General features: G+C 69.7%; 20 protein-coding genes. 8 read left to right on the forward strand and 12 right to left on the reverse strand.

Going from position 1 to position 17,752, the window contains the following annotated elements; translation table 11 throughout:
* Nucleotides 1-3: 3 nt before the first annotated feature.
* Both ACLJT4_RS36895 and ACLJT4_RS36900 read right to left on the reverse strand, forming a co-directional pair.
* A complete protein-coding gene (locus ACLJT4_RS36895; protein WP_411129293.1) occupies nucleotides 4-873 on the reverse strand; it encodes a hypothetical protein in 870 nt (289 codons plus the stop codon).
* A gap of 9 nt (nucleotides 874-882) precedes the next feature.
* Nucleotides 883-1,266 carry a hypothetical protein gene (locus ACLJT4_RS36900; protein ID WP_411129295.1) on the reverse strand — a complete coding sequence of 128 codons (384 nt, stop codon included), beginning with the start codon at nucleotides 1,264-1,266 and terminating at the stop codon, nucleotides 883-885.
* A 428-nt stretch (nucleotides 1,267-1,694) separates the two neighbouring features.
* Between ACLJT4_RS36900 and ACLJT4_RS36905 the strand changes: the two genes are divergently transcribed.
* The gene (locus tag ACLJT4_RS36905; RefSeq protein WP_411129297.1) at nucleotides 1,695-3,302 is read left to right on the forward strand and encodes an alpha/beta hydrolase; all 1,608 of its coding nucleotides are present in this window, start codon (nucleotides 1,695-1,697) and stop codon (nucleotides 3,300-3,302) included.
* Nucleotides 3,303-3,595: 293 nt separating this feature from the next.
* Complete coding sequence (locus ACLJT4_RS36910) at nucleotides 3,596-4,009, forward strand: SSI family serine proteinase inhibitor (RefSeq protein WP_411129299.1); 414 nt, start codon at nucleotides 3,596-3,598, stop codon at nucleotides 4,007-4,009.
* Between the two features lie 30 nt (nucleotides 4,010-4,039).
* On the opposite strand, the gene ACLJT4_RS36915 is transcribed toward ACLJT4_RS36910, so the two are convergent.
* The 5 genes from ACLJT4_RS36915 to ACLJT4_RS36935 all read right to left on the reverse strand — a co-directional run bounded on the left by ACLJT4_RS36915 (nucleotide 4,040) and on the right by ACLJT4_RS36935 (nucleotide 8,629).
* A complete protein-coding gene (locus ACLJT4_RS36915; protein WP_037634797.1) occupies nucleotides 4,040-4,198 on the reverse strand; it encodes a hypothetical protein in 159 nt (52 codons plus the stop codon).
* A gap of 139 nt (nucleotides 4,199-4,337) precedes the next feature.
* Nucleotides 4,338-5,297 (reverse strand): cytochrome c oxidase assembly protein, encoded by a 960-nt coding sequence (locus tag ACLJT4_RS36920; protein WP_411129301.1) that lies wholly within the window; start codon nucleotides 5,295-5,297, stop codon nucleotides 4,338-4,340.
* A gap of 117 nt (nucleotides 5,298-5,414) precedes the next feature.
* Nucleotides 5,415-6,440 carry a 6-phosphofructokinase gene (locus ACLJT4_RS36925; protein ID WP_411129303.1) on the reverse strand — a complete coding sequence of 342 codons (1,026 nt, stop codon included), beginning with the start codon at nucleotides 6,438-6,440 and terminating at the stop codon, nucleotides 5,415-5,417.
* 183 nt (nucleotides 6,441-6,623) lie between these two features.
* On the reverse strand, nucleotides 6,624-7,352 hold the full coding sequence (locus tag ACLJT4_RS36930) for a type 1 glutamine amidotransferase (RefSeq protein ID WP_233659059.1): 729 nt from the start codon (nucleotides 7,350-7,352) through the stop codon (nucleotides 6,624-6,626).
* Nucleotides 7,353-7,390: 38 nt separating this feature from the next.
* Nucleotides 7,391-8,629 (reverse strand): MurT ligase domain-containing protein, encoded by a 1,239-nt coding sequence (locus ACLJT4_RS36935; RefSeq protein WP_351466797.1) that lies wholly within the window; start codon nucleotides 8,627-8,629, stop codon nucleotides 7,391-7,393.
* Nucleotides 8,630-8,814: 185 nt separating this feature from the next.
* On the opposite strand from ACLJT4_RS36935, the gene def reads away from it, so the two are divergent.
* Nucleotides 8,815-9,384 carry a peptide deformylase gene (def, locus tag ACLJT4_RS36940; protein ID WP_275461479.1) on the forward strand — a complete coding sequence of 190 codons (570 nt, stop codon included), beginning with the start codon at nucleotides 8,815-8,817 and terminating at the stop codon, nucleotides 9,382-9,384.
* 17 nt (nucleotides 9,385-9,401) lie between these two features.
* On the opposite strand, the gene ACLJT4_RS36945 is transcribed toward def, so the two are convergent.
* Nucleotides 9,402-10,106, reverse strand: coding sequence for a TetR family transcriptional regulator (locus ACLJT4_RS36945; RefSeq protein ID WP_411129306.1), 705 nt, complete (start codon nucleotides 10,104-10,106; stop codon nucleotides 9,402-9,404).
* Nucleotides 10,107-10,295: 189 nt separating this feature from the next.
* Between ACLJT4_RS36945 and ACLJT4_RS36950 the strand changes: the two genes are divergently transcribed.
* The 3 genes from ACLJT4_RS36950 to ACLJT4_RS36960 all read left to right on the forward strand — a co-directional run bounded on the left by ACLJT4_RS36950 (nucleotide 10,296) and on the right by ACLJT4_RS36960 (nucleotide 13,297).
* Nucleotides 10,296-11,546, forward strand: a complete 1,251-nt coding sequence (locus ACLJT4_RS36950) for an acyl-CoA dehydrogenase family protein (protein WP_411129308.1) — start codon at nucleotides 10,296-10,298, stop codon at nucleotides 11,544-11,546.
* Nucleotides 11,547-12,319: 773 nt separating this feature from the next.
* Nucleotides 12,320-12,667, forward strand: coding sequence for a hypothetical protein (locus ACLJT4_RS36955; RefSeq protein ID WP_411129310.1), 348 nt, complete (start codon nucleotides 12,320-12,322; stop codon nucleotides 12,665-12,667).
* A 300-nt stretch (nucleotides 12,668-12,967) separates the two neighbouring features.
* Nucleotides 12,968-13,297, forward strand: a complete 330-nt coding sequence (locus ACLJT4_RS36960) for a hypothetical protein (RefSeq protein ID WP_411129312.1) — start codon at nucleotides 12,968-12,970, stop codon at nucleotides 13,295-13,297.
* A gap of 194 nt (nucleotides 13,298-13,491) precedes the next feature.
* On the opposite strand, the gene ACLJT4_RS36965 is transcribed toward ACLJT4_RS36960, so the two are convergent.
* From ACLJT4_RS36965 to ACLJT4_RS36980, 4 genes are all read right to left on the reverse strand, one after another.
* Complete coding sequence (locus ACLJT4_RS36965; protein WP_411129314.1) at nucleotides 13,492-13,776, reverse strand: hypothetical protein; 285 nt, start codon at nucleotides 13,774-13,776, stop codon at nucleotides 13,492-13,494.
* 340 nt (nucleotides 13,777-14,116) lie between these two features.
* A complete protein-coding gene (locus ACLJT4_RS36970; RefSeq protein WP_411129316.1) occupies nucleotides 14,117-14,383 on the reverse strand; it encodes a YrhB domain-containing protein in 267 nt (88 codons plus the stop codon).
* A gap of 7 nt (nucleotides 14,384-14,390) precedes the next feature.
* Entirely contained in the window at nucleotides 14,391-14,702 is a 312-nt protein-coding gene (locus ACLJT4_RS36975) for a toxin glutamine deamidase domain-containing protein (protein WP_411129345.1), read from the reverse strand.
* Nucleotides 14,633-15,022, reverse strand: a complete 390-nt coding sequence (locus ACLJT4_RS36980; protein WP_411129347.1) for a pre-toxin TG domain-containing protein — start codon at nucleotides 15,020-15,022, stop codon at nucleotides 14,633-14,635. The genes ACLJT4_RS36975 and ACLJT4_RS36980 overlap by 70 nt, the downstream gene beginning before the upstream one ends.
* A gap of 511 nt (nucleotides 15,023-15,533) precedes the next feature.
* Here ACLJT4_RS36980 and ACLJT4_RS36985 point away from each other — a divergent pair.
* Complete coding sequence (locus tag ACLJT4_RS36985; RefSeq protein WP_411129318.1) at nucleotides 15,534-16,103, forward strand: hypothetical protein; 570 nt, start codon at nucleotides 15,534-15,536, stop codon at nucleotides 16,101-16,103.
* A 435-nt stretch (nucleotides 16,104-16,538) separates the two neighbouring features.
* Nucleotides 16,539-17,183, forward strand: a complete 645-nt coding sequence (locus ACLJT4_RS36990) for a class I SAM-dependent DNA methyltransferase (protein WP_411129320.1) — start codon at nucleotides 16,539-16,541, stop codon at nucleotides 17,181-17,183.
* Nucleotides 17,184-17,752 lie beyond the last annotated feature (569 nt).

Consider the following 17,752-nt stretch of genomic DNA (forward strand, 5'->3'; position numbering starts at 1 on the left):
GGTTCACAGGTTCTCCTCCAGGGCGGTGCGCAGGCGGACGAGGAGGGCGACGTCCGGATCGGCGGTCTCCAGCGCGCCCGGGTCCGGCAGGTGCCAGACCGGGGCGTTCGCCCCCGCTCCCGCCGGACCGCGCGGTTCCGACCGGCAGGCCCCGGGGCGCCGCCGGGGCAGCCCCACCGCCGGCGGCAGCCGCACCCGCCCGGCCGCGGCGAGCCGCCGGACCTCCAGCAGCGTCAGGAACGTCGACTGCCCCAGCGCGCGGGCGAGTTCGCCCGGGGTGCGGACGCCGTCGGCGTGCGCGAGCAGCCACCGCTGTCGACCGGTGAGCGGCGGGCGGTCCTGGGCATCGGGGACGACCGGGACGACCGGGGCGCCGTCGACCGCCGCCCAGGACCCCAACCGGTCGAGTTGGGCCCGGCGCCGGGCCACCGCCGCCAGCAGGACGGCGGCGGCGACCGGACGCACCACGCCCAGCCAGTGCGCGTCGCCCGGCGTGAAGGAGGTGGCCGCGGACCGGGGCGGGAGGACGAAGCACGCCGCGTCGAGCAGTGCGGCGAGCTGGCACACCTCCAGCTCGCCGCGGGTCAACCAGCCCTGGCGGAGGAGGAACTGGCCGCCGCTGTGGTTCGCTCCCGCGGCGTCCACCGCGCGCCGCCAGCGCTCCGCGGGCAGCCGTCCGGCCGTCGCCAGCCGGTCGCCGACGTCGGCGACCGCGGGGCACTCGACGCAGTAGACCGCGCCCTGGTGGAGGTAGACGCAACCGTCCGGACCGCGCAGCGCGCCGGTGGCGCGCTGCGCGGCGTACCGGTCGAGCGGACCGGGCCGGCCGGCACCGCCGGTGCCGCCCGAACGGGAGGATGGCGTCGAGATCATGACGGTGCGTCAGTCGCCGACCAGCTCCGTGGCCAGGTCGCGCAGGCGTAATCGGGCGATGGCGAGGTTGGCCTGCCCCCGGTCCAGCCAGAGGTGCAGGCAGGTCTGACTGTCGAAGGCGGTGGGCACCCGGCGGATCAGGTGGTAGCTGCTCCCCGTCGTGACGATCAGGTCCTCCAACGGTTCCCCGTTCCCGCCGGCGGTGTCGAACGTGGCGTTCCGGGCCACCGCCTGCACCACCTCGGCGGTGTCCGCGGCCGTCGCGTCGTGGTCGCCGTGCGGGGCCCGGCCGGCCGTGCCCAGCGTCAACCCGCTGGTCCAGTCGGTCAGTCCGGCCCCCAGCACTCCGGGTATCTCCATCGCGCGGGCCAACACCTGGTCGATACCGGGCACCTGACGTCTCCCTCCGGCGGGCACGCTGCAGGACGCAGCACACGGGCACAACGCGGAGGCCCTCCCACGTTGCGGTGTGTGGGAGAGCCTGCACGGAAGGTTAGTGAAGCCGCTACGGCCCGCACCGGCATATGCGGTATGTCAGTGGCAATTGACTGGTTCTCGTCACTCCACGGCCCGTTGTCGGTGCCCTGTTGACCGCGGTCCGCCGCCCCGTTCGACGGGCCCCGGTCGAGCCCCCCACCAGGACCCCGACGGCGAGCGCCCGACACGTCACGGGGGCACGCGGACAACCGTTCAATTCCTACGGCTTGGTAAAGAAATTGTGGCCAAATCTGTTCAAGTGTGGTCCGTACACGACAGGATCCCCCCGTAGCTCCGTGATCGACGCCGCCACAAGCGGCGCACCATGCTGGGGGATCAACCACGTGAAACGAACAGTAGCGCTCGGCGCTGCCGGCACCTTGGTGACCGGCGCGCTCCTCGCCGGCGCGATAGCCACGCCGGCCACCGCCGGCGAGCGGCACCCCGGTGGCACGGCCGAGGCGCGCGGCGTCGCGCTGGCCGCCGACCGGGCCGCCAAGGCGGGCGTCGCCTGGCAGGACTGCCCCGCCGACTGGGGCCTGAAGGCCCCGATCCAGTGCGGCTACGTCACCGTCCCGCTCGACTACGCCCGGCCCGACGGCCGGACCCTCAAGATCGCGGTCGACCGCGCCGTCGCCACCGGAGGCCCGCAGCAGCGGCAGGGCGCCCTCGTCTACAACCCCGGTGGCCCCGGCGGCTCGGGCATGCGCTTCCCGTCCCGCGTCACCACCAAGAACCCGCTGTGGGCCAAGACCGCCCAGGCGTACGACTTCGTGGGCTTCGACCCCCGGGGCGTCGGCCACTCCGCGCCCATCTCCTGCGTGGACCCGCAGGAGTTCGTCAAGGCCCCCAAGGCCGACCCGGTGCCGGACAACGAGGCGGACAAGCGCGCCCAGCGCGCGCACGCGAAGCAGTACGCCCAGGGCTGCCTGGAGCGCACCGGCCGCGCGGTCCTGTCGCAGATGACCACGGCGAACACGGCCCGCGACCTCGACGTGATCCGTGCCGCGCTGGGCGAGAAGAAGCTCAACTACCTCGGCGTCTCCTACGGCACCTACCTCGGCGCCGTCTACGGCACGCTCTTCCCGGGCCACGTCCGCCGGATGCTCGTCGACAGCGTCATCGACCCCTCCCGAGAGAAGGTCTGGTACCAGGCCAACCTCGACCAGGACGTCGCCTTCGAGACCCGTTGGGGCGACTGGACGAAGTGGGTCGCCAAGAACGACGCCGCCTACCACATCGGCAACACCCCGCAGAAGGTCCAGGCAGCCTGGGAGAAGCTGCGGGCCACCGCCAAGAAGCAGCCCATCGGCGGCGTGGTCGGCCCCGCCGAACTCACCGGCTTCTTCCAGAACGCGCCCTACTACGACAGCGCGTGGGCCGAGGTCGCCCAGGCGTGGAGCGCGTACCTGGCCGGCGACGCCAAGCCGCTGATCGACAACGCCGGTCCGCACCTCGACGACAAGGCCGGCAACGCCCAGGCCGAGAACGGCAACGCGGTCTACACCGCCATCGAGTGCACCGACACCAAGTGGCCCACCAACTGGGCGAAGTGGGACCGCGACAACACCCGTCTGCACCGGCAGGCCCCCTTCATGACCTGGGCCAACGCCTGGATGAACCTGCCGTGCGCCACCTGGCCCGTCAAGCAGCAGACGCCCGTCGAGGTCAAGTCCGGCAAGGGCCTGCCGCCGGTCCTGATCGTGCAGAGCACCCGTGACGCGGCGACCCCGTACGGCGGCGCCGTCGAACTGCACAAGCGGTTCGCCGGCTCCCGCCTGATCACCGAGCGGGACGCCGGTTCGCACGGCGTCACGGGGCTGGTCAACCCGTGCATCAACGAGCGGGTCGACGCGTACTTCCTGAAGGGCACCACGGACCCGACGGACGTCACGTGCGCCCCGCACGCCACGCCCGTCCCGGCGAAGCAGACGGCCAAGGCCGCCGGCTGACCCACCACCGGGGCCGGTCGGGGGAGCCCCTGGCTCCTCCCGACCGGCCCCTCCTGCTTCGCTGCCGGCCCGACCCGCGAGCGGCCACCCCGCCGCGCCGCCGCCTCGACGTCCCCCGGGCCCGGGCATCCGCCGACCCGTCCGGGCGACCATACGGCGTGGCCGCTTGTGCGCCGCGGCCCGGCGGGGTGGCCTGGGGCCGCCGGGCGCCGTCCGCCGTCCCCACCGGGCGCCGCCGCCCGCCCACCGCGTGCCCCACCGGGCCACCGCCCCGAGCGTTCCAGGAGACCCCGATGCCCGTGAGCCGCCGACGCCGAATCCCCCGCACCGCCGTCGCGGCGGGCGTGACCGTGGCGCTGTGCACCGCACTCGGCGCGGCCTCGGCCCGCGCCGCCGCTCCGGACGGCGCCGACGGGCTCTTCCTGACCGTCTCCGGCGCCGGCGACACCTGGATCCGCGGGGTGCGCCTGAGCTGCCCGGACACCCGCGGCACCCATCCGCACGGCGCCGCCGCCTGCGCCGAGTTGGCCGCGGTCCACGGCGATCCGGACGCACTGCGCGGCGACCCGCACGTCTGCACCCGGGAGTACGACCCGGTGACCGTCACCGCCTCCGGCAGTTGGCGCGGCGCGCCGGTCGAATGGCGCCGGGAGTACCCCAACGCCTGCACCATGGACGCCGCCACCGGCCCGCTGTTCCGCTTCTGACCCGCGACCGGTCGGCGCCCGCGGCGCGGCTCAGACCCGCCGCGCCGTCACCACCCCGAGCGTGAGCAGCGCCAGCACCACCCACAGGAACCACACCCAGCCGTTGCCGCCCAACGCCACGGTGTAGGCGGTCGCCGCGACGAGTCCGCACCCCGTGCAGACGGCCATCGCTCTGGTAGATCCGGGCATACCCGCACCCTCCTCCCGGCGGCCGCGGGCCCAACGCCGCGGGCCGCGGCCAGGAGACCATCGTCCCCGGCCGCGGCCCGTGCCGCCAGATGACCTACCGCACCGCGGCGTTCCGCCCCGGCGCGTCGCGTCGCGCGCGCTACTGCCCCCGCGCGTTGAGCGACGCCAGGTAGGCGTTGTACTCCGCCAGGTCCTTGTCGCCGTTGCGGTCCGCGGCCCGGTCGGCGCGCTGCGAGGTGCGCTCCTCGGACTTGTACCACTGGAAGACCAGCGCGATCAGCACCACCACCGACGGGATCTCGCTGAACGCCCAGGCGATCCCGCCGGCCGCCTGCTGGTCGGCCAGCGCCTCGACGCCCAGCGAGGCCGGCGGGTGCAGGAAGGTGTTCACCATCGGCTCGGTCGCCATCATCAGGGCGATGCCGAAGAACGCGTGGAACGGCATCCCGGCGAACAGCTCCAGCATCCGCATCACGTATCCCGGCCGGTGCGGGCCCGGGTCCACGCCCATGATCGGCCAGAAGAAGACCAGACCCACCGCCAGGAAGTGCACCATCATCGCGATGTGCCCGGCCCGGGACTGCATCAACAGGTCGAACAGCGGGGTGAAGTAGAGCGCGTAGAGGCTCGCGATGAACAGCGGGATGGTGAACGCGGGGTGCGTGATGATCCGCATGTACCGGCTGTGCAGCAGCGCCACCAGCAGCTCGCGCGGCCCCTTGCGCCCGCGCCCGGCGGTCGGCAGGGCGCGCAGTGCCAGCGTCACCGGCGCCCCGAGGAGCAGCAGGATCGGCGAGAGCATGCTGATGATCATGTGCTGGACCATGTGGACGCTGAACATCGCCATGCCGTAGTCGTTCAGCTTGGTGCACATCGTCACCGCCACCGTCAGCACGCCCAGCACCCAGGCGACGACCCGGCCCATCGGCCACGCGTCGCCGCGCCGCCGCAGCCGGAGGACCGCCCAGCCGTACAGCCCCAACCCCACCAGGCAGCCGACCAGGAAGAACGCATCACCGCCGAACGCGAGGCCCCGCCCCAGCGTGAACGGCGGCAGATCCATGTTCATGCCGTCCATGCCGTGCCCGCTGTGATGCATCCGCTCGCTCCTGATTCGTACCAATGCTCCGGAGACAAGCGTAGAGGCGCCCCCGGCCGGTGCAGCGGCCGGGGGCGCCCGAACGGATCCGAACCCCGCGCATGGGCTACCGGGGTCTCAGAGCACGCACTCGGCCTCGTCGTAGCGCTCGGCGGGCACCGTCTTCAGGCTCTCCACGGCCTGAGCCAGCGGCACCAGCGTGATGTCCGTGCCGCGCAACGCGGTCATCATCCCGAACTCCCCGCGGTGTGCGGCCTCCACCGCGTGCCAGCCGAAGCGGGTGGCCAGCACCCGGTCGTAGGCGGTGGGCGTACCCCCGCGCTGGACGTGGCCGAGGATGACCGGACGGGCCTCCTTGCCGAGTCGCGCCTCCAACTCCACCGACAGCTGCCGGGCGACCCCGGCGAACCGCTCGTGCCCGTAGACGTCGGTGCCGCCGATGTCGAAGGCCATGGTGCCCGCGCGCGGCTTGGCGCCCTCCGCGACCACCACGATCGCGAACTTCTTGCCGGCCTCGAAGCGCTCGGAGACCCGTGCGGTCAGCTCCTCGATGTCGAACGGCCGCTCCGGCACCACGATGGCGTGCGCACCGGCGGCCATCCCCGAGTGCAGCGCGATCCAGCCGGTGTGCCGCCCCATCACCTCGACGATCATCACCCGCTGGTGCGACTCGGCGGTGGTCTTGAGCCGGTCCAGCGCCTCGGTGGCGACTCCCACCGCGGTGTCGAAGCCGAACGTCACGTCGGTGACGGCGATGTCGTTGTCGATGGTCTTCGGCACGCCGACGATCGGCAGTCCGGCGTCCGACAGCAGCCGCGCCGCCTTCAGCGTGCCCTCACCGCCGATCGGGATGATCGCGTCCAGCCCCAGCTCGGCGACGTGGCCGCGGGCCCGCTCCACCCCGTCCCGCAGATGGGCGGGCTGCACCCGCGACGAGCCGAGGATGGTCCCGCCGCGCGCCAGGATGCCGCCGACGGCATCCAGGTCGAGCTTGCGGTAATCGCACTCCAGCAGGCCCTTCCAGCCGTCCACGAAGCCGATCACCTCGTCGCCGTGGTCGGCGGTGGCGCGGTGGACGACAGACCGGATGACGGCGTTCAGGCCGGGGCAGTCGCCCCCGGACGTGAGGACACCCATACGCATTGTGTAGCAACCCATCGCAATTCAACCGGACGCCCGGACCCCGTCGTCCGGTTGGATCCCGCTCAGCCTACAAGTGCGCGGCACCCCGACACACGGATGACCGCAGAGCGGACACCGGTGCACGGAAAACGGCCGGATCCGGGCCGATGACCCGGATCCGGCCGTCGTGGGCGGCGGAACCCGTCAGACGTTCTGCGTCGCCGCCGCGATCCGCTCCTCGCGCAGCGCGTCGTACCACCGGTCGTCGGCCGGCGGCAGCGCGTTGACGTCCAGCGCGAGCTTGATGAGGAGGTCCGCGATGTGCGGGTTGCGGGCCATCACCGGGCCGTGCATGTACGTCCCGAAGACGGTGTCGTTCCACGCGCCCTCGTAGCCGTCGCCGACGCCGTTGCCGTTGCCGAACCGGACCTTGGCGAACGGCCGGGCGGTCTGCCCCAGGTGCGTGACGCCCTGGTGGTTCTCGAAACCGGTCAGCGGCGGCAGCCCCAACTGCGAGTCGATGTCCGCCAGCACGTCGCCGACGCACCGCTCGCCCTCGCCGCGGGTGCTCACCACGTCCAGCAGTCCCAGGCCCTGCTGGCGCTCGCCGAGGTCGTTGATGAACTCGTGGCCCAGGATCTGGTAGCCGGCGCACACCGAGAAGACGATCGCGCCGTTGGAGACCGCGCGGTCCAGGCCGCCGTCGCGGATCAGCCGCTCGGCCGCCAGCCGCTGCGGGCGGTCCTCGCCGCCGCCGATCAGGTAGATGTCCCCGGAGGTGGGGATCTGCTGGTCGGAGCGGACGTCCAGGCGCTGGACGTCCAGGCCGCGCTGGCGCGCCCGCCGCTCCACCACCAGGACGTTGCCCTGGTCGCCGTAGGTGCTCAGGAGGTCCGGATAGATCCACACCACGCGCAGGCTGTTGTCACTCATGCTCGCTCGTCCTTGTCGCTGTTGTCCGTGGACCGCACTCAGTTGCCCACGCGGCGGCGCAGGTCCTGGAAGGCCGTGTAGTTGGCGATGACCTCGATCCGACCGGGCGGTGCGATCTGCACCGCCTCGTCGAGGGTCTCGCAGACCTCGAAGTCGAGCCCCGCGACCTCCAGGCGCACCGCCAGGTCCAGCCGGCGGTCGCCCAGCACGAAGATCGGGTGCCCGGCCAGCCGGGTGTAGTCCACGTCCCAGAGCCAGGAGGTGTCGGTGCCGTCCGCGCCGCGGGCGTTCACCGACATGATCACCGGGGTCGGCGGTCCGTCGATCAGCGAGAAGGTCTCCAGCCAACCGGCCGGGTTCTTCGCCAGCAGCAGCCGCAGCTCGCGCTCCGCGAAGGTGACCACGTCGTAGCGGCCCGCGACGGCCTGCACCGCGAACATCCGCTCCAGGGCGACCTGCGGCGGCACCCCGAAGGCGGCCGCGACCGCGGCGGAGGTGGTGGCGTTCGCCTTGTTGGCGCGGCCCGGCAGCTGGAGCTTGATCGGCCAGGCGCTGCCGTGCGGGTCGAGCACGTGGTCGCCGGAGAGCGCCCAGCTCGGCGTCGGACGGCGGAAGCCGCACTCGGCGCAGAACCAGTCGTCGCCCGGGCGCTGCATCACACCACCGCACGAGGGGCAGGACCAGGCGTCGTCCTTCCACTCCTGGCCGGCGGCGACCCACACCACGTTCGCGGACGACGACGCCGCCCAGACGATCAGCGGGTCGTCGGCGTTGGCGATGATCAGCGCCTTGGAGCCGGACAGGCCCTCGCGCCAGCGCTCGGCCAGCATCCGGGTCTCGGCGGCCCGGTCGAGCTGGTCCCGCGAGAGGTTCAGCAGCGCTATGGCCTTGGGCGTGACGTCCCGGGCCACCGTGGCCAGGTACTTCTCGTCCACCTCGATGACGCCGTACTTGGCGTCCGAGCCGCCCGCCAGCGCCGAGGTGATGCCCGCGGGCATGTTCGCGCCCAGCGCGTTGGAGACCACCGGGCCGCTGGCCCGCAGCGCCTCGGCGATCAGTCGCGTGGTGGTCGTCTTGCCGTTGGTGGCGGACACCAGTACCACGTCCAGGTGCCTGGCCAGCGCGGCCAGCAGGTCGGGGTCGAGCTTGAGCGCCACCCGGCCACCGATCACCGATCCGCTGCCGCGGCCCGCCGCGCGCGACACCGCTGCCGCGGCCTTGCCGGCCGTCACAGCCAGCTTGGCCCGCGGCGACAGCGGCTCCGTGTTGCCTGCCATCGTCTTAGATCCTCCTTGCATCCGGCGCACTCCCGCCCTGAGGCTGCCGGAAGAATGCACCTCCTCCGCGGTCGTCGACCGGCGGAGGCTTCGGTCGGGGATCAGCCTATCGAGATCCGGCGTCCGGCCCGAACTCCGCCACCTCCGTGACGTGATCCGCGAGCCCCGGCCCGTACGCTGGGCCCATGCGCCACCGCACCATCCCCGGCAGTTCCGGCCGCCCCCGACCGCTGCGCCTGTACGGCGATCCCGTCCTCACCCGCCCTTGTGCGGAGGTCACCGCATTCGACGGCGAACTGGCCGCGCTGATCGAGGACATGTACGCGACGATGTACGCCGCGAACGGCGTCGGGCTGGCCGCCAACCAGGTCGGCGTCCCGCTCCGGGTGTTCGTCTACGACTGCCCCGACGACGAGGACCGCCGGCACCTGGGGCACGTCGTCAACCCCCGCCTCGTCGAGGCGGACGGGCCGGTGGTCCGCGGCCCCGAGGGCTGTCTGTCACTGCCCGGCATCGAGGCCGGCACGCCGCGTCACGACCACGCCGTCGTGACCGGGTTCGACCTGACCGGCGCACCGGTGACGGTGACCGGCACCGGCTTCTTCGCCCGCTGCCTCCAGCACGAGTGCGACCACCTCGGGGGCGGCCTCTACGTCGACCGGCTCACCGGCCTGCGCCGCCGCCGGGCGCTGCGCGCGGTGACCCGGGCGCCCTGGGCCGCGGCGACGGAGGAGCGGGCGGCGGCGCCGGTCTGACGCCGGCCCGCCCGCGATCAGAATCCGGGGCCGCCGGCCAGGTCCTTGACGGTGGCCAGCTGGCCCCACAACAGATCGGTGAGGTGGCTCACCAACTGCTCGCGGGAGCACGGGCGTTCGCGCAGCCACCAGTCACCGGCCGCGTGCATCATGCCGACGATGCCGTGCCCCCACACCCGGGCCCGCTCCGCGCCCTCCGGCCCCAGGTCGAGCCGTTCGGCGATCACCTCGGCCAGTTCCTCGCCGAGCCGGCGCAGCAGGGGAGCGGAGTGCCGGCCCACGTCGAAGCCGGACTCCGCGGGGTGGTCCTCGTCCGCCGGGTGCATCAGGAAGCGGTAGACCTGCGGCCGGGTCTCGATGGCGACCAGATACGCGTCGAGGGTGGCCTCGACCCGCTCCCGGCGCACGACCCGGGCGTCCAGCGCGGCCCGGAGGTTGGCGAGCAGGGCGTCGGTGTGCCGGACGGCGAGCGCGCGGTAGAGGCCGCCCTTGTCGCCGAAGTGCCGGTAGAGGATCGGCTTGGTGATGCCGGCCTCGGCGGCGATGGCGTTCATCGACGCTTCCGGGCCGTCGCGCAGCACGATCCGTTCGGCGGCCTCCAACAGTTCCCGGCGTCTGCGCTCGGTCGCACTGCGTTGCCGGTCGCCGCCGTCGGTGCCGGCTCGTTCCGTGCCGGCGGGCCGCTCCGTGCCGGTCCGCCCGGCGCTGTCGATGCTGTCCATGGTCGTGCTCCCCACCCTTGTGAATCCGTGGCGCTCGCGCAACGTAACACCCGGACTCGGTGATGCCCGAACTTCGCGAGATCTCCACCGCCAAATCGGCGGCCGGGAGGAGTTGACATCCATTACTCACGAGTAACACACTCTGGTTACCGCAAGTAACGGCTGGCTGTACGCACCACTGGAGGGGACATGGCCGAGTTCACCATGGAACTCAACGACGAGCAGAAGGAAGTCCGTGACTGGATCCACGGCTTCGCCGCGGACGTCATGCGCCCCGCTGCCGCCGAGTGGGACGAGCGCGAGGAGACCCCCTGGCCGGTGATCCAGGAGGCCGCCAAGATCGGCCTGTACTCCCTCGACTTCTACGCCCAGCAGTTCTTCGACCCCACCGGCCTCGGCATCCCCATGACCATGGAGGAGCTGTTCTGGGGCGACGCCGGCATCGCCCTGTCCATCGTCGGCACCGGCCTCGCCGCCGTCGGCGTCCTGGCCAACGGCACCGAGGAGCAGATCGGCACCTGGGTCCCGCAGATGTACGGCGACGCGAACGACGTGAAGGTCGCCGCCTTCTGCTCGTCGGAGCCGGACGCCGGCTCCGACGTCGCCTCGATGCGCACCCGCGCCGTCTACGACCAGGCCAAGGACGAGTGGGTGCTCAACGGCACCAAGACCTGGGCCACCAACGGCGGCATCGCAGGCGTCCACGTCGTCGTCGCGGTCGTCGACCCGGACCTCGGCTCCAAGGGCCACGCCTCCTTCATCGTCCCGCCGAACACCCCCGGCCTCTCCCAGGGCCAGAAGTTCAAGAAGCACGGCATCCGCGCCTCGCACACCGCCGAGGTGGTGCTGGAGGACGTCCGTGTCCCCGGCCACTGCCTGCTCGGCGGCAAGGACAAGCTCGACGAGCGACTGGCCCGCGCCCGCGAGCGCGCCAAGGGCGGCATGGGGGTCCCCCCGGCCGGAGGCCGGGGGAGCGTCAAGAACGCCGCGATGGCCACCTTCGAGGCGTCCCGCCCGGCCGTCGGCGCGATGGCCGTCGGCACCGCCCGCGCCGCCTACGAGGAGGCCCTGGAGTACGCCAGGACCCGCGAGCAGTTCGGCCGCCCGATCATCGACAACCAGGGCGTCGCCTTCCAACTGGCCGACATGCGCACCCAGATCGACGCCGCCCGCCTCCTGGTCTGGCGCGCCTCCTGGATGGCGGTCGCGGGCAAGAAGTTCGAGAGCGCCGAGGGCTCGATGTCGAAGCTCTTCGCCAGCGAGACCGCCAAGAAGGTCACCGCCCAGGCGATCCAGATCCTCGGCGGCAACGGCTTCACCCGCGAGTACCCCGTCGAGCGCATGCACCGCGACGCCGCGATCTACACCATCTTCGAGGGCACCAGCGAAATCCAGCGCCTGGTCATCGCCCGCACACTGTCGGGGATGCCGATCCGCTAGGGCAAAGCACCTGGAAGACGCGCATAGATCAGTGTCGCAGCTGAATGGGCCCCACTCCACCGGGAGTGGGGCCCATTCAGGACATGCGGTTGCCTCAAGCGGCTTGTGGGAGATTTTTGGGAGATCGCTTGCGGCGGGGAGACGTGAACTCCGGGAACGGCCCGTACTCGCGATGATCCAGGACCGGGCGGAGGGAGTCCTCCCAGAGGCCCTGCAACGGATCGGCGATCCTCAGCTCCATGGGCAGCGTCACATGTGAGTAGACACCCTCTACGGCCTGCAGTACGTGGCCCATGCGAGCCTCGACTGCGACGCGGGGATGTCCGCCTTCGTCCGCACTTGGGGCTGCAAAGGAGGTAGGCGCGGTTGAGCAGCCGGTGTCGGCGGCGGTGAGCGCACCAGTACGACCTGGTCCACAGCCACAGCCACAGCCACAGCCACAGCCACGGCGACTACGACCTGGAGCGCAACACCAGTACAACGAGCCCACGCGAATGCGCTCAGCGGATCAAGGAGTTCCTCCCGAACTGTCCGAGCCACACTGCCTTCGCCCGCCTCCGAAGCCGAGACCTGACAGGTAGTCAGGGACAGCCAACGGCAGGGAACGGCCTCTTCGGATAGGTGCCTCACATTAGGGGGCGGACCAGATGAAGATGCCGGAGACGAGGAGTCCGGTCGAACTCGCCTCTGTGTGCGCCCCGTTGACCTCTTTGCGCCCTGTCTGCCGCCGCCTGCTGCTGGCAGGCTGCTTTCTTCTGCCCTGAGGAGGGTCTATGGCGCTCGGGTGTCCGCGCTGCAAGGAGTCGAGCCGGGTTCTGCATCTGCCGGAGTTTGTCGCTTCGTTGCCGGCGGAGTCGGATTTGAGGGAGCGGTATGCGGAGCCAGCCGAGTACCGGCTGCAGTGGCTGTATCCGGTGGTGGCCGGCGCACTTGGCGTCGTGGCGCTGGTGACGGGCGGTGTGGCTGCGGGGGTCGTGCTGCTGGCTGGTGGTGTGGGTGTGGGCTTCTGGTTGTCGCGGCGTGCGCGGGCTGCTGAGGATGCGCGGGCCAGGTGGTCGCGGTCATGGATTTGCCGGCGGTGCCCGGCGGTGTTCGCGCGCGAGGAAGCCGTGACCGTCTGAGCCTGGATGTACAGAAAGCCCCGCCCGCTCGGGCGGGGCTTTCGCGCGCCTGTAGGCCCCACCGGTCGGCCACTTCGGGTGACTGGACGCGTCAGCTGCTGTTGGACCGTCACCTCAAGAGCCCCGTGGTCGCCAGGCCGCGCATCGGCGGAGTGCGCGCACAGCCAAGTGACTTGTGTACTGAGCGCTAACGACATGCTGGTGGAGTCTTGGGATGGTGATCTCGAGTCATTGGAATGCGCTTGGCGGGGCGGTTGCAGGATCGCCCCGGCGCTACACGATCAGCGAGAAGGGCACGCTATGCCTGATTTGCACCTGACGAAGATCAAGTGCTTCGAAACCGAGTCCGTGATGGGGGCTGACAAGCTTCGCATCCAGTTCAAGTCGGCCTACTCTGATGATCCCGACTGGCAAATCGGCACGGGCATCGGGTCGATGAACACCGGGGACGTGAAAGATCTGAGCCTCTCGCTACTTTTCCGTAAGGAGATCAAGCTGCGGCTCGTCGACGTGGATGCCTTCGATGACTGGGATGTTTTGGGGGAGGTGACCATCCGAGGGGGCAAGGGGACGCATTCCTTCACCTGGGATGGCGCGCACTACAAGCTGTGGTATCACGTCACCCACTGACCCGGTGGGGTGTGGTTGTCGCGGCAGACATCGGCCGCAGAGGATGCGCGGGAGCAGTGGGCGCGCTCGTTGTACTACCGCCGGCGCCCGGCGCGGTTCCTTCGTGAAGAGGCACCGGCGGTCTCAGCCGGGCGACCACAGCGTGATTCCTTGGGGGCGGGCGGGTCTCTCTCAGCCCCCGGGAGGTCGTCTCTTCACCCGGACGCCACGACCTCGCCGGCCGTGACCTGGGGCGGGTTGGGGAGCAGTGACGCGAGGTTGAGCTGCACGAAGTCCGCCGCGGTGGAGACTGATTCTTCGGCGCTGGCCTGGTTCTGGAAGATGCTGGTCGAGGTCATCACTCCGTTGCCGGCGTCGATCCAGTAGTAGGCCACGAAGCCGGGGAGTTGGCGCATGAGCGGTACGAACCCCTCGCTGACGAGACGCGCTGCTTCGGCGGGATTGGTCACCCCTTCGTAGCGTCGGATTGCTGCGTACATGGCCGTTCTCCTCGCGGGGGCTCCGGGTGGCGGTTTGCTGATTCGCCGTACCCCTGTGTCGGCCGCCTGGCTCGCGTGGAGGCCATCAATCGCCTGAAAGGCCGAGCTTGGTGATCCAAACGGAGCGCGGGCGCCGCGGTCGTGGTTGCCGGTGATGTCTGGCGGTGCTCCCGAAAGGAGTCGGTAACCGCTTGGCCCAGACCATGAAAAAGGCCCAGCCTGTTAGACGGGGCCTTGATGCCGCCGTCAGTCGTCGGCCGACGTGTTGGCGGGCGTCGGTTTCATGCGCGAGGTGTCGGGGAGACGCCGGTCTGGTGGTGTAGTGGCCTGCAGGGGAGTGCTATTCGCCCCAGGGGGCTCTTTCGTCGATTGTTCCCAGACGGGCTTCTCCAGTGGTGAGGTCTACCAGGATGGGCCAGCAGTCGAGCAGCATGTGGCGGGCGTCGCGGGTTTCGAGGTATTGCTCGGAGTTGTAGGGGACGACGAGGATCCCGTCCTTCTCCATCACCAGTTCTGTATCGAGCTTGAGGGGAAGGTCGTAGGGGCTCGTTTCTTGTGTGAGCAGCTCTTCCGCTGCCTTCAATGCTGCGGATCGGCTCAGGCTCATTTAGTCCTCATGAGTTGATAGTTCGTGTATCCGGTGGTGTCGCGTGACCGCTCTGCGCATCCAAAAATACCAAGTCTCCGTCGCGGTTGATCACGTTGAATACGTGGCCGCCGCGCTTGTCAAGCCCGAAGACGATACCCCGCGCTCCGTCACCGCCGGTTTTGACGTCCTTCACGATATTGGAAAGCGACCCGTTGACGAACTTCTTGCCGGGGAAGTATTTTTCGAGTTCCACGATGCTTCCTCGTCTTAACTTAGGCAGGGCGGAGGCTGGGGCACCGTCGAGGGTCCTCTCGACTCCCAGGACGCACGCGAGCAGTTGATTTTCCCGCCTCCGGGGTTGACGAGTTCGCGCAGGTCGTCGGTTACAGGTGTCTTGTAGGGGTCTCCGAGTACGGTCTTCCCTCCGCCGCCTTCTCCCCAGCGAATGTTGCCGATTCGGTTGAACGATTTCTCGTTCCCTACGGCCTTGACCACTTCCTCGGCTCTGATGGCCGTCTTTCCGGCCTTGATCCAGCGTAGGACGATGGTGGCACCGATGATTCGGTCGCCGGGCGAGAGGTGCTCTCCGGTAACGGAGTCCTGTCCTGACCGGAGTTCCGCGATCCTCTTTGTGTCGCCGACAAAGGGGGGTGAGATTCATAATCGCGGATACGATTGTTTGCTTTACCTTGTCTTCTTTCGCCTTGGGGCCACCGCGAACGTAGTCGGCGACGTCGGAGAGGTCCAGGTCTTTGAAGGGGCCTCGGTCTGCTGCTCGTCGTCGATCCAGCCGGGGGACGCCTCGAGGCGGCGTTCGAGCCAGTAGCCTGCGCCGGGCTTGTCGTGCCTGCCGTCGACGGGCTTTGGTGCGTGGGGGCGCTCGTGGAGATACGCCTTGAGGTTGGCGTCGGCCTGCCGGAGGTCGCGCTGCAGCTACACACCAGGTCGTCGGGGAAGTCGTCGCTCACTCCGCCGGAGTTTATTCCTTGGCTCAAACGTGGGTACGCCTCTGCGCGGCGGCGCAGAACGGGCCCTTTGAGTCAGGTGTCCGGTTCGCCTCCTTGCCGCTGCTTCTGGCCCATGTCACACAGGTCGGGAGCGAAGCGATCAGGGAGGGGGATTCTTCGTGTCCGTGCCGGGGGATGGCCGTGAGCCATCGGATTGGGCCGTGGAGCGGTTCGGGCGGCATGCCGGCAGGCTCGTCGGGGCGATCCCGGAGCAGTTGGCAATGGCTCATGTGCGGGCTCAGGCGACTCACGCCACCGCGGACTTGAAGAAGCGCGGTCCTTACGGCCATACGCTGTCGGAGGCGGTGCGGGAGTTGCTGGCGGATCTCGCGCGTGAACTAGGCGAAGCTGTTCGCGAAGTACGTGGGTTCGAGTACGCCGTCATTAACGATCACGCACTGTTCCCCTTCAAATACGCCGATCGCCCTCGTCCGTTACAGCGTGCCCGATTGGCATCTGACGCGTCACCCACGCGCCGCCGGCTCTTGCTGGGCCATGGGCCTGGGGAACAGGAGGGCCTTTTCCCGCTCGACGCCGACTACACGACGCCGCGGTACGAGGAGTTGCACGAGGCCTTCGAGGCGCTGGGGTCTTCGACGAGGCTCGTTTCTGTGTTCTTCACGGCCTCGGCGGAGAGCGGGATCCATGCGATTCATTGGGGAGATGCGCGGCTTGAGCCGGATCGCACCTTCACCTGGCTGCACAGTGAGCAGCTTCAGGTGGCTCCTTAGGCTTGCGGATGAGCTCGCGCCGAGCTTCGCCGACCGCGGGCCTAGGAGCTGAGGTTGATGACGTCGAGAACGACGATGGTCGTCTGGGCGTAGCTGACGAGGATGGAGGCGATGGCGTCGTCGGTGTGTACGGCGCGGTTCCACTCTTCGGCGATGCCGTGGGGTGCCGTGTCACCGAGAGGGTCGTGGCAGACGGCCTGGAGTGCGACGGTGAGTGCTGCGCTGGCGGCCGGAGGCTTCTTGCCCGATCAAGCTGCGATGGCACGTGATCAAGATCCGGTGGCACAGGACAGCCCGTCCGTGATCGCATCACATCCGCGTTACTTGTCCCGTCTCGAAGGAACTGGTCTCCGTCTCAAGTGACCTGGTCTGATTCGTCGTTGATCTCAGTTGCTCTGGTTCGTCATCCTGATCGCTGCACTACTCTGTCGAGCCATGAACGCGGACCGCTGGTTGGCAGAGACCCGGACCTCCTACGACACGGTCGCGGTCAGCTATGCCGACCAACTACGCGAGGCTCTGGCCGGGGCGCCGTATCTTCGGGCGGCTCTGGCGCTGTTCGCCGACTTGGTGCACGCCACTGGTGGTGGGCTGGTGGCGGACGTGGGCTGCGGACCTGGACACGTCACCGCTCACTTGCACGAGCTGGGTGTGGACGCTTTCGGCATCGACCTTTCATCCGTGATGATCGACGTGGCTCGGCGTGACCACCCCCACCTGCGGTTCGAGGTGGGCTCGATGACCGACCTCGACCTCGCCGATGCTTCAGTCGTCGGCCTGCTCGCATTTTGGTCGTTGATTCACATCCCCGACGAAGCAGTGCCCAAGGTCTTCGGCCACTTCAAACGTGTGTTGCGTCCCGGCGGACCACTGCTGCTCGGCTTTCACGTCGGCGACGAGTCGAGGCTGAAGACGCGGGGCTACGGCGGCCACCCGATGAACGTCCACGTTCACCGTCGCCAGCCTGGCCAAGTGGCGGCCTGGCTAAGCGATGCCGGGTTCGCCGTCGAGGCCCAAATGCTGATCGACCTCGACGAGAGCGTTCCCGGTGCGCTCCTCTTCGCACGCCGTCAGTCCTAGCCATGTCAGCAGCCAGTTGCAGCCGACCCTGTTCAGTGAGACGGATGTCCACCGGCTGTCTCTCCTGCCCCGCCGACAACAGCAGACGCCGACAGCGATCGACCATCTGCCCTTGCCCCCAAAGATCTGGGCCACCGTCTCAGATGATCTGGTTCTCGGGGTGCGTGAAGCAGATGGTCGCTCATTGGGGTGAGGCCTTCCGCATCCGGGGCATGACATCCCGCTGGGTGTCCGAGGCTCACGGTGAAGGGCGAAGGCGTCGGGGAGGGGCGTGGGCCAGCCTGCGGAGGCGGGGTCCGCCTGGGAGGAATTTGGGAGACGCGGTTGCACTTCGGACCCGACCGAAGCTCCAGTGAACCTGGCTGAACGCACAGCGTGGCGGGAGAATGCCCAGGTCAGCCTGGTGAATTGGCAGGCTGCCGGATGATGTAGCTAGTAACAGCCGCGATTTACACCCTCTTCGAGGGCACCAGCGAGATCCAGCGCCTAGTCATCGCCCGGACACTTTCGGGGGATGCCGATCCGCTGGACATCCGCGCACTAGGACACGCGCGGTCCGGTTGCGCGGC

This window comes from Streptomyces sp. x-19 (assembly GCF_046549115.1).
Taxonomy (GTDB): domain Bacteria; phylum Actinomycetota; class Actinomycetes; order Streptomycetales; family Streptomycetaceae; genus Streptomyces; species Streptomyces albulus_C.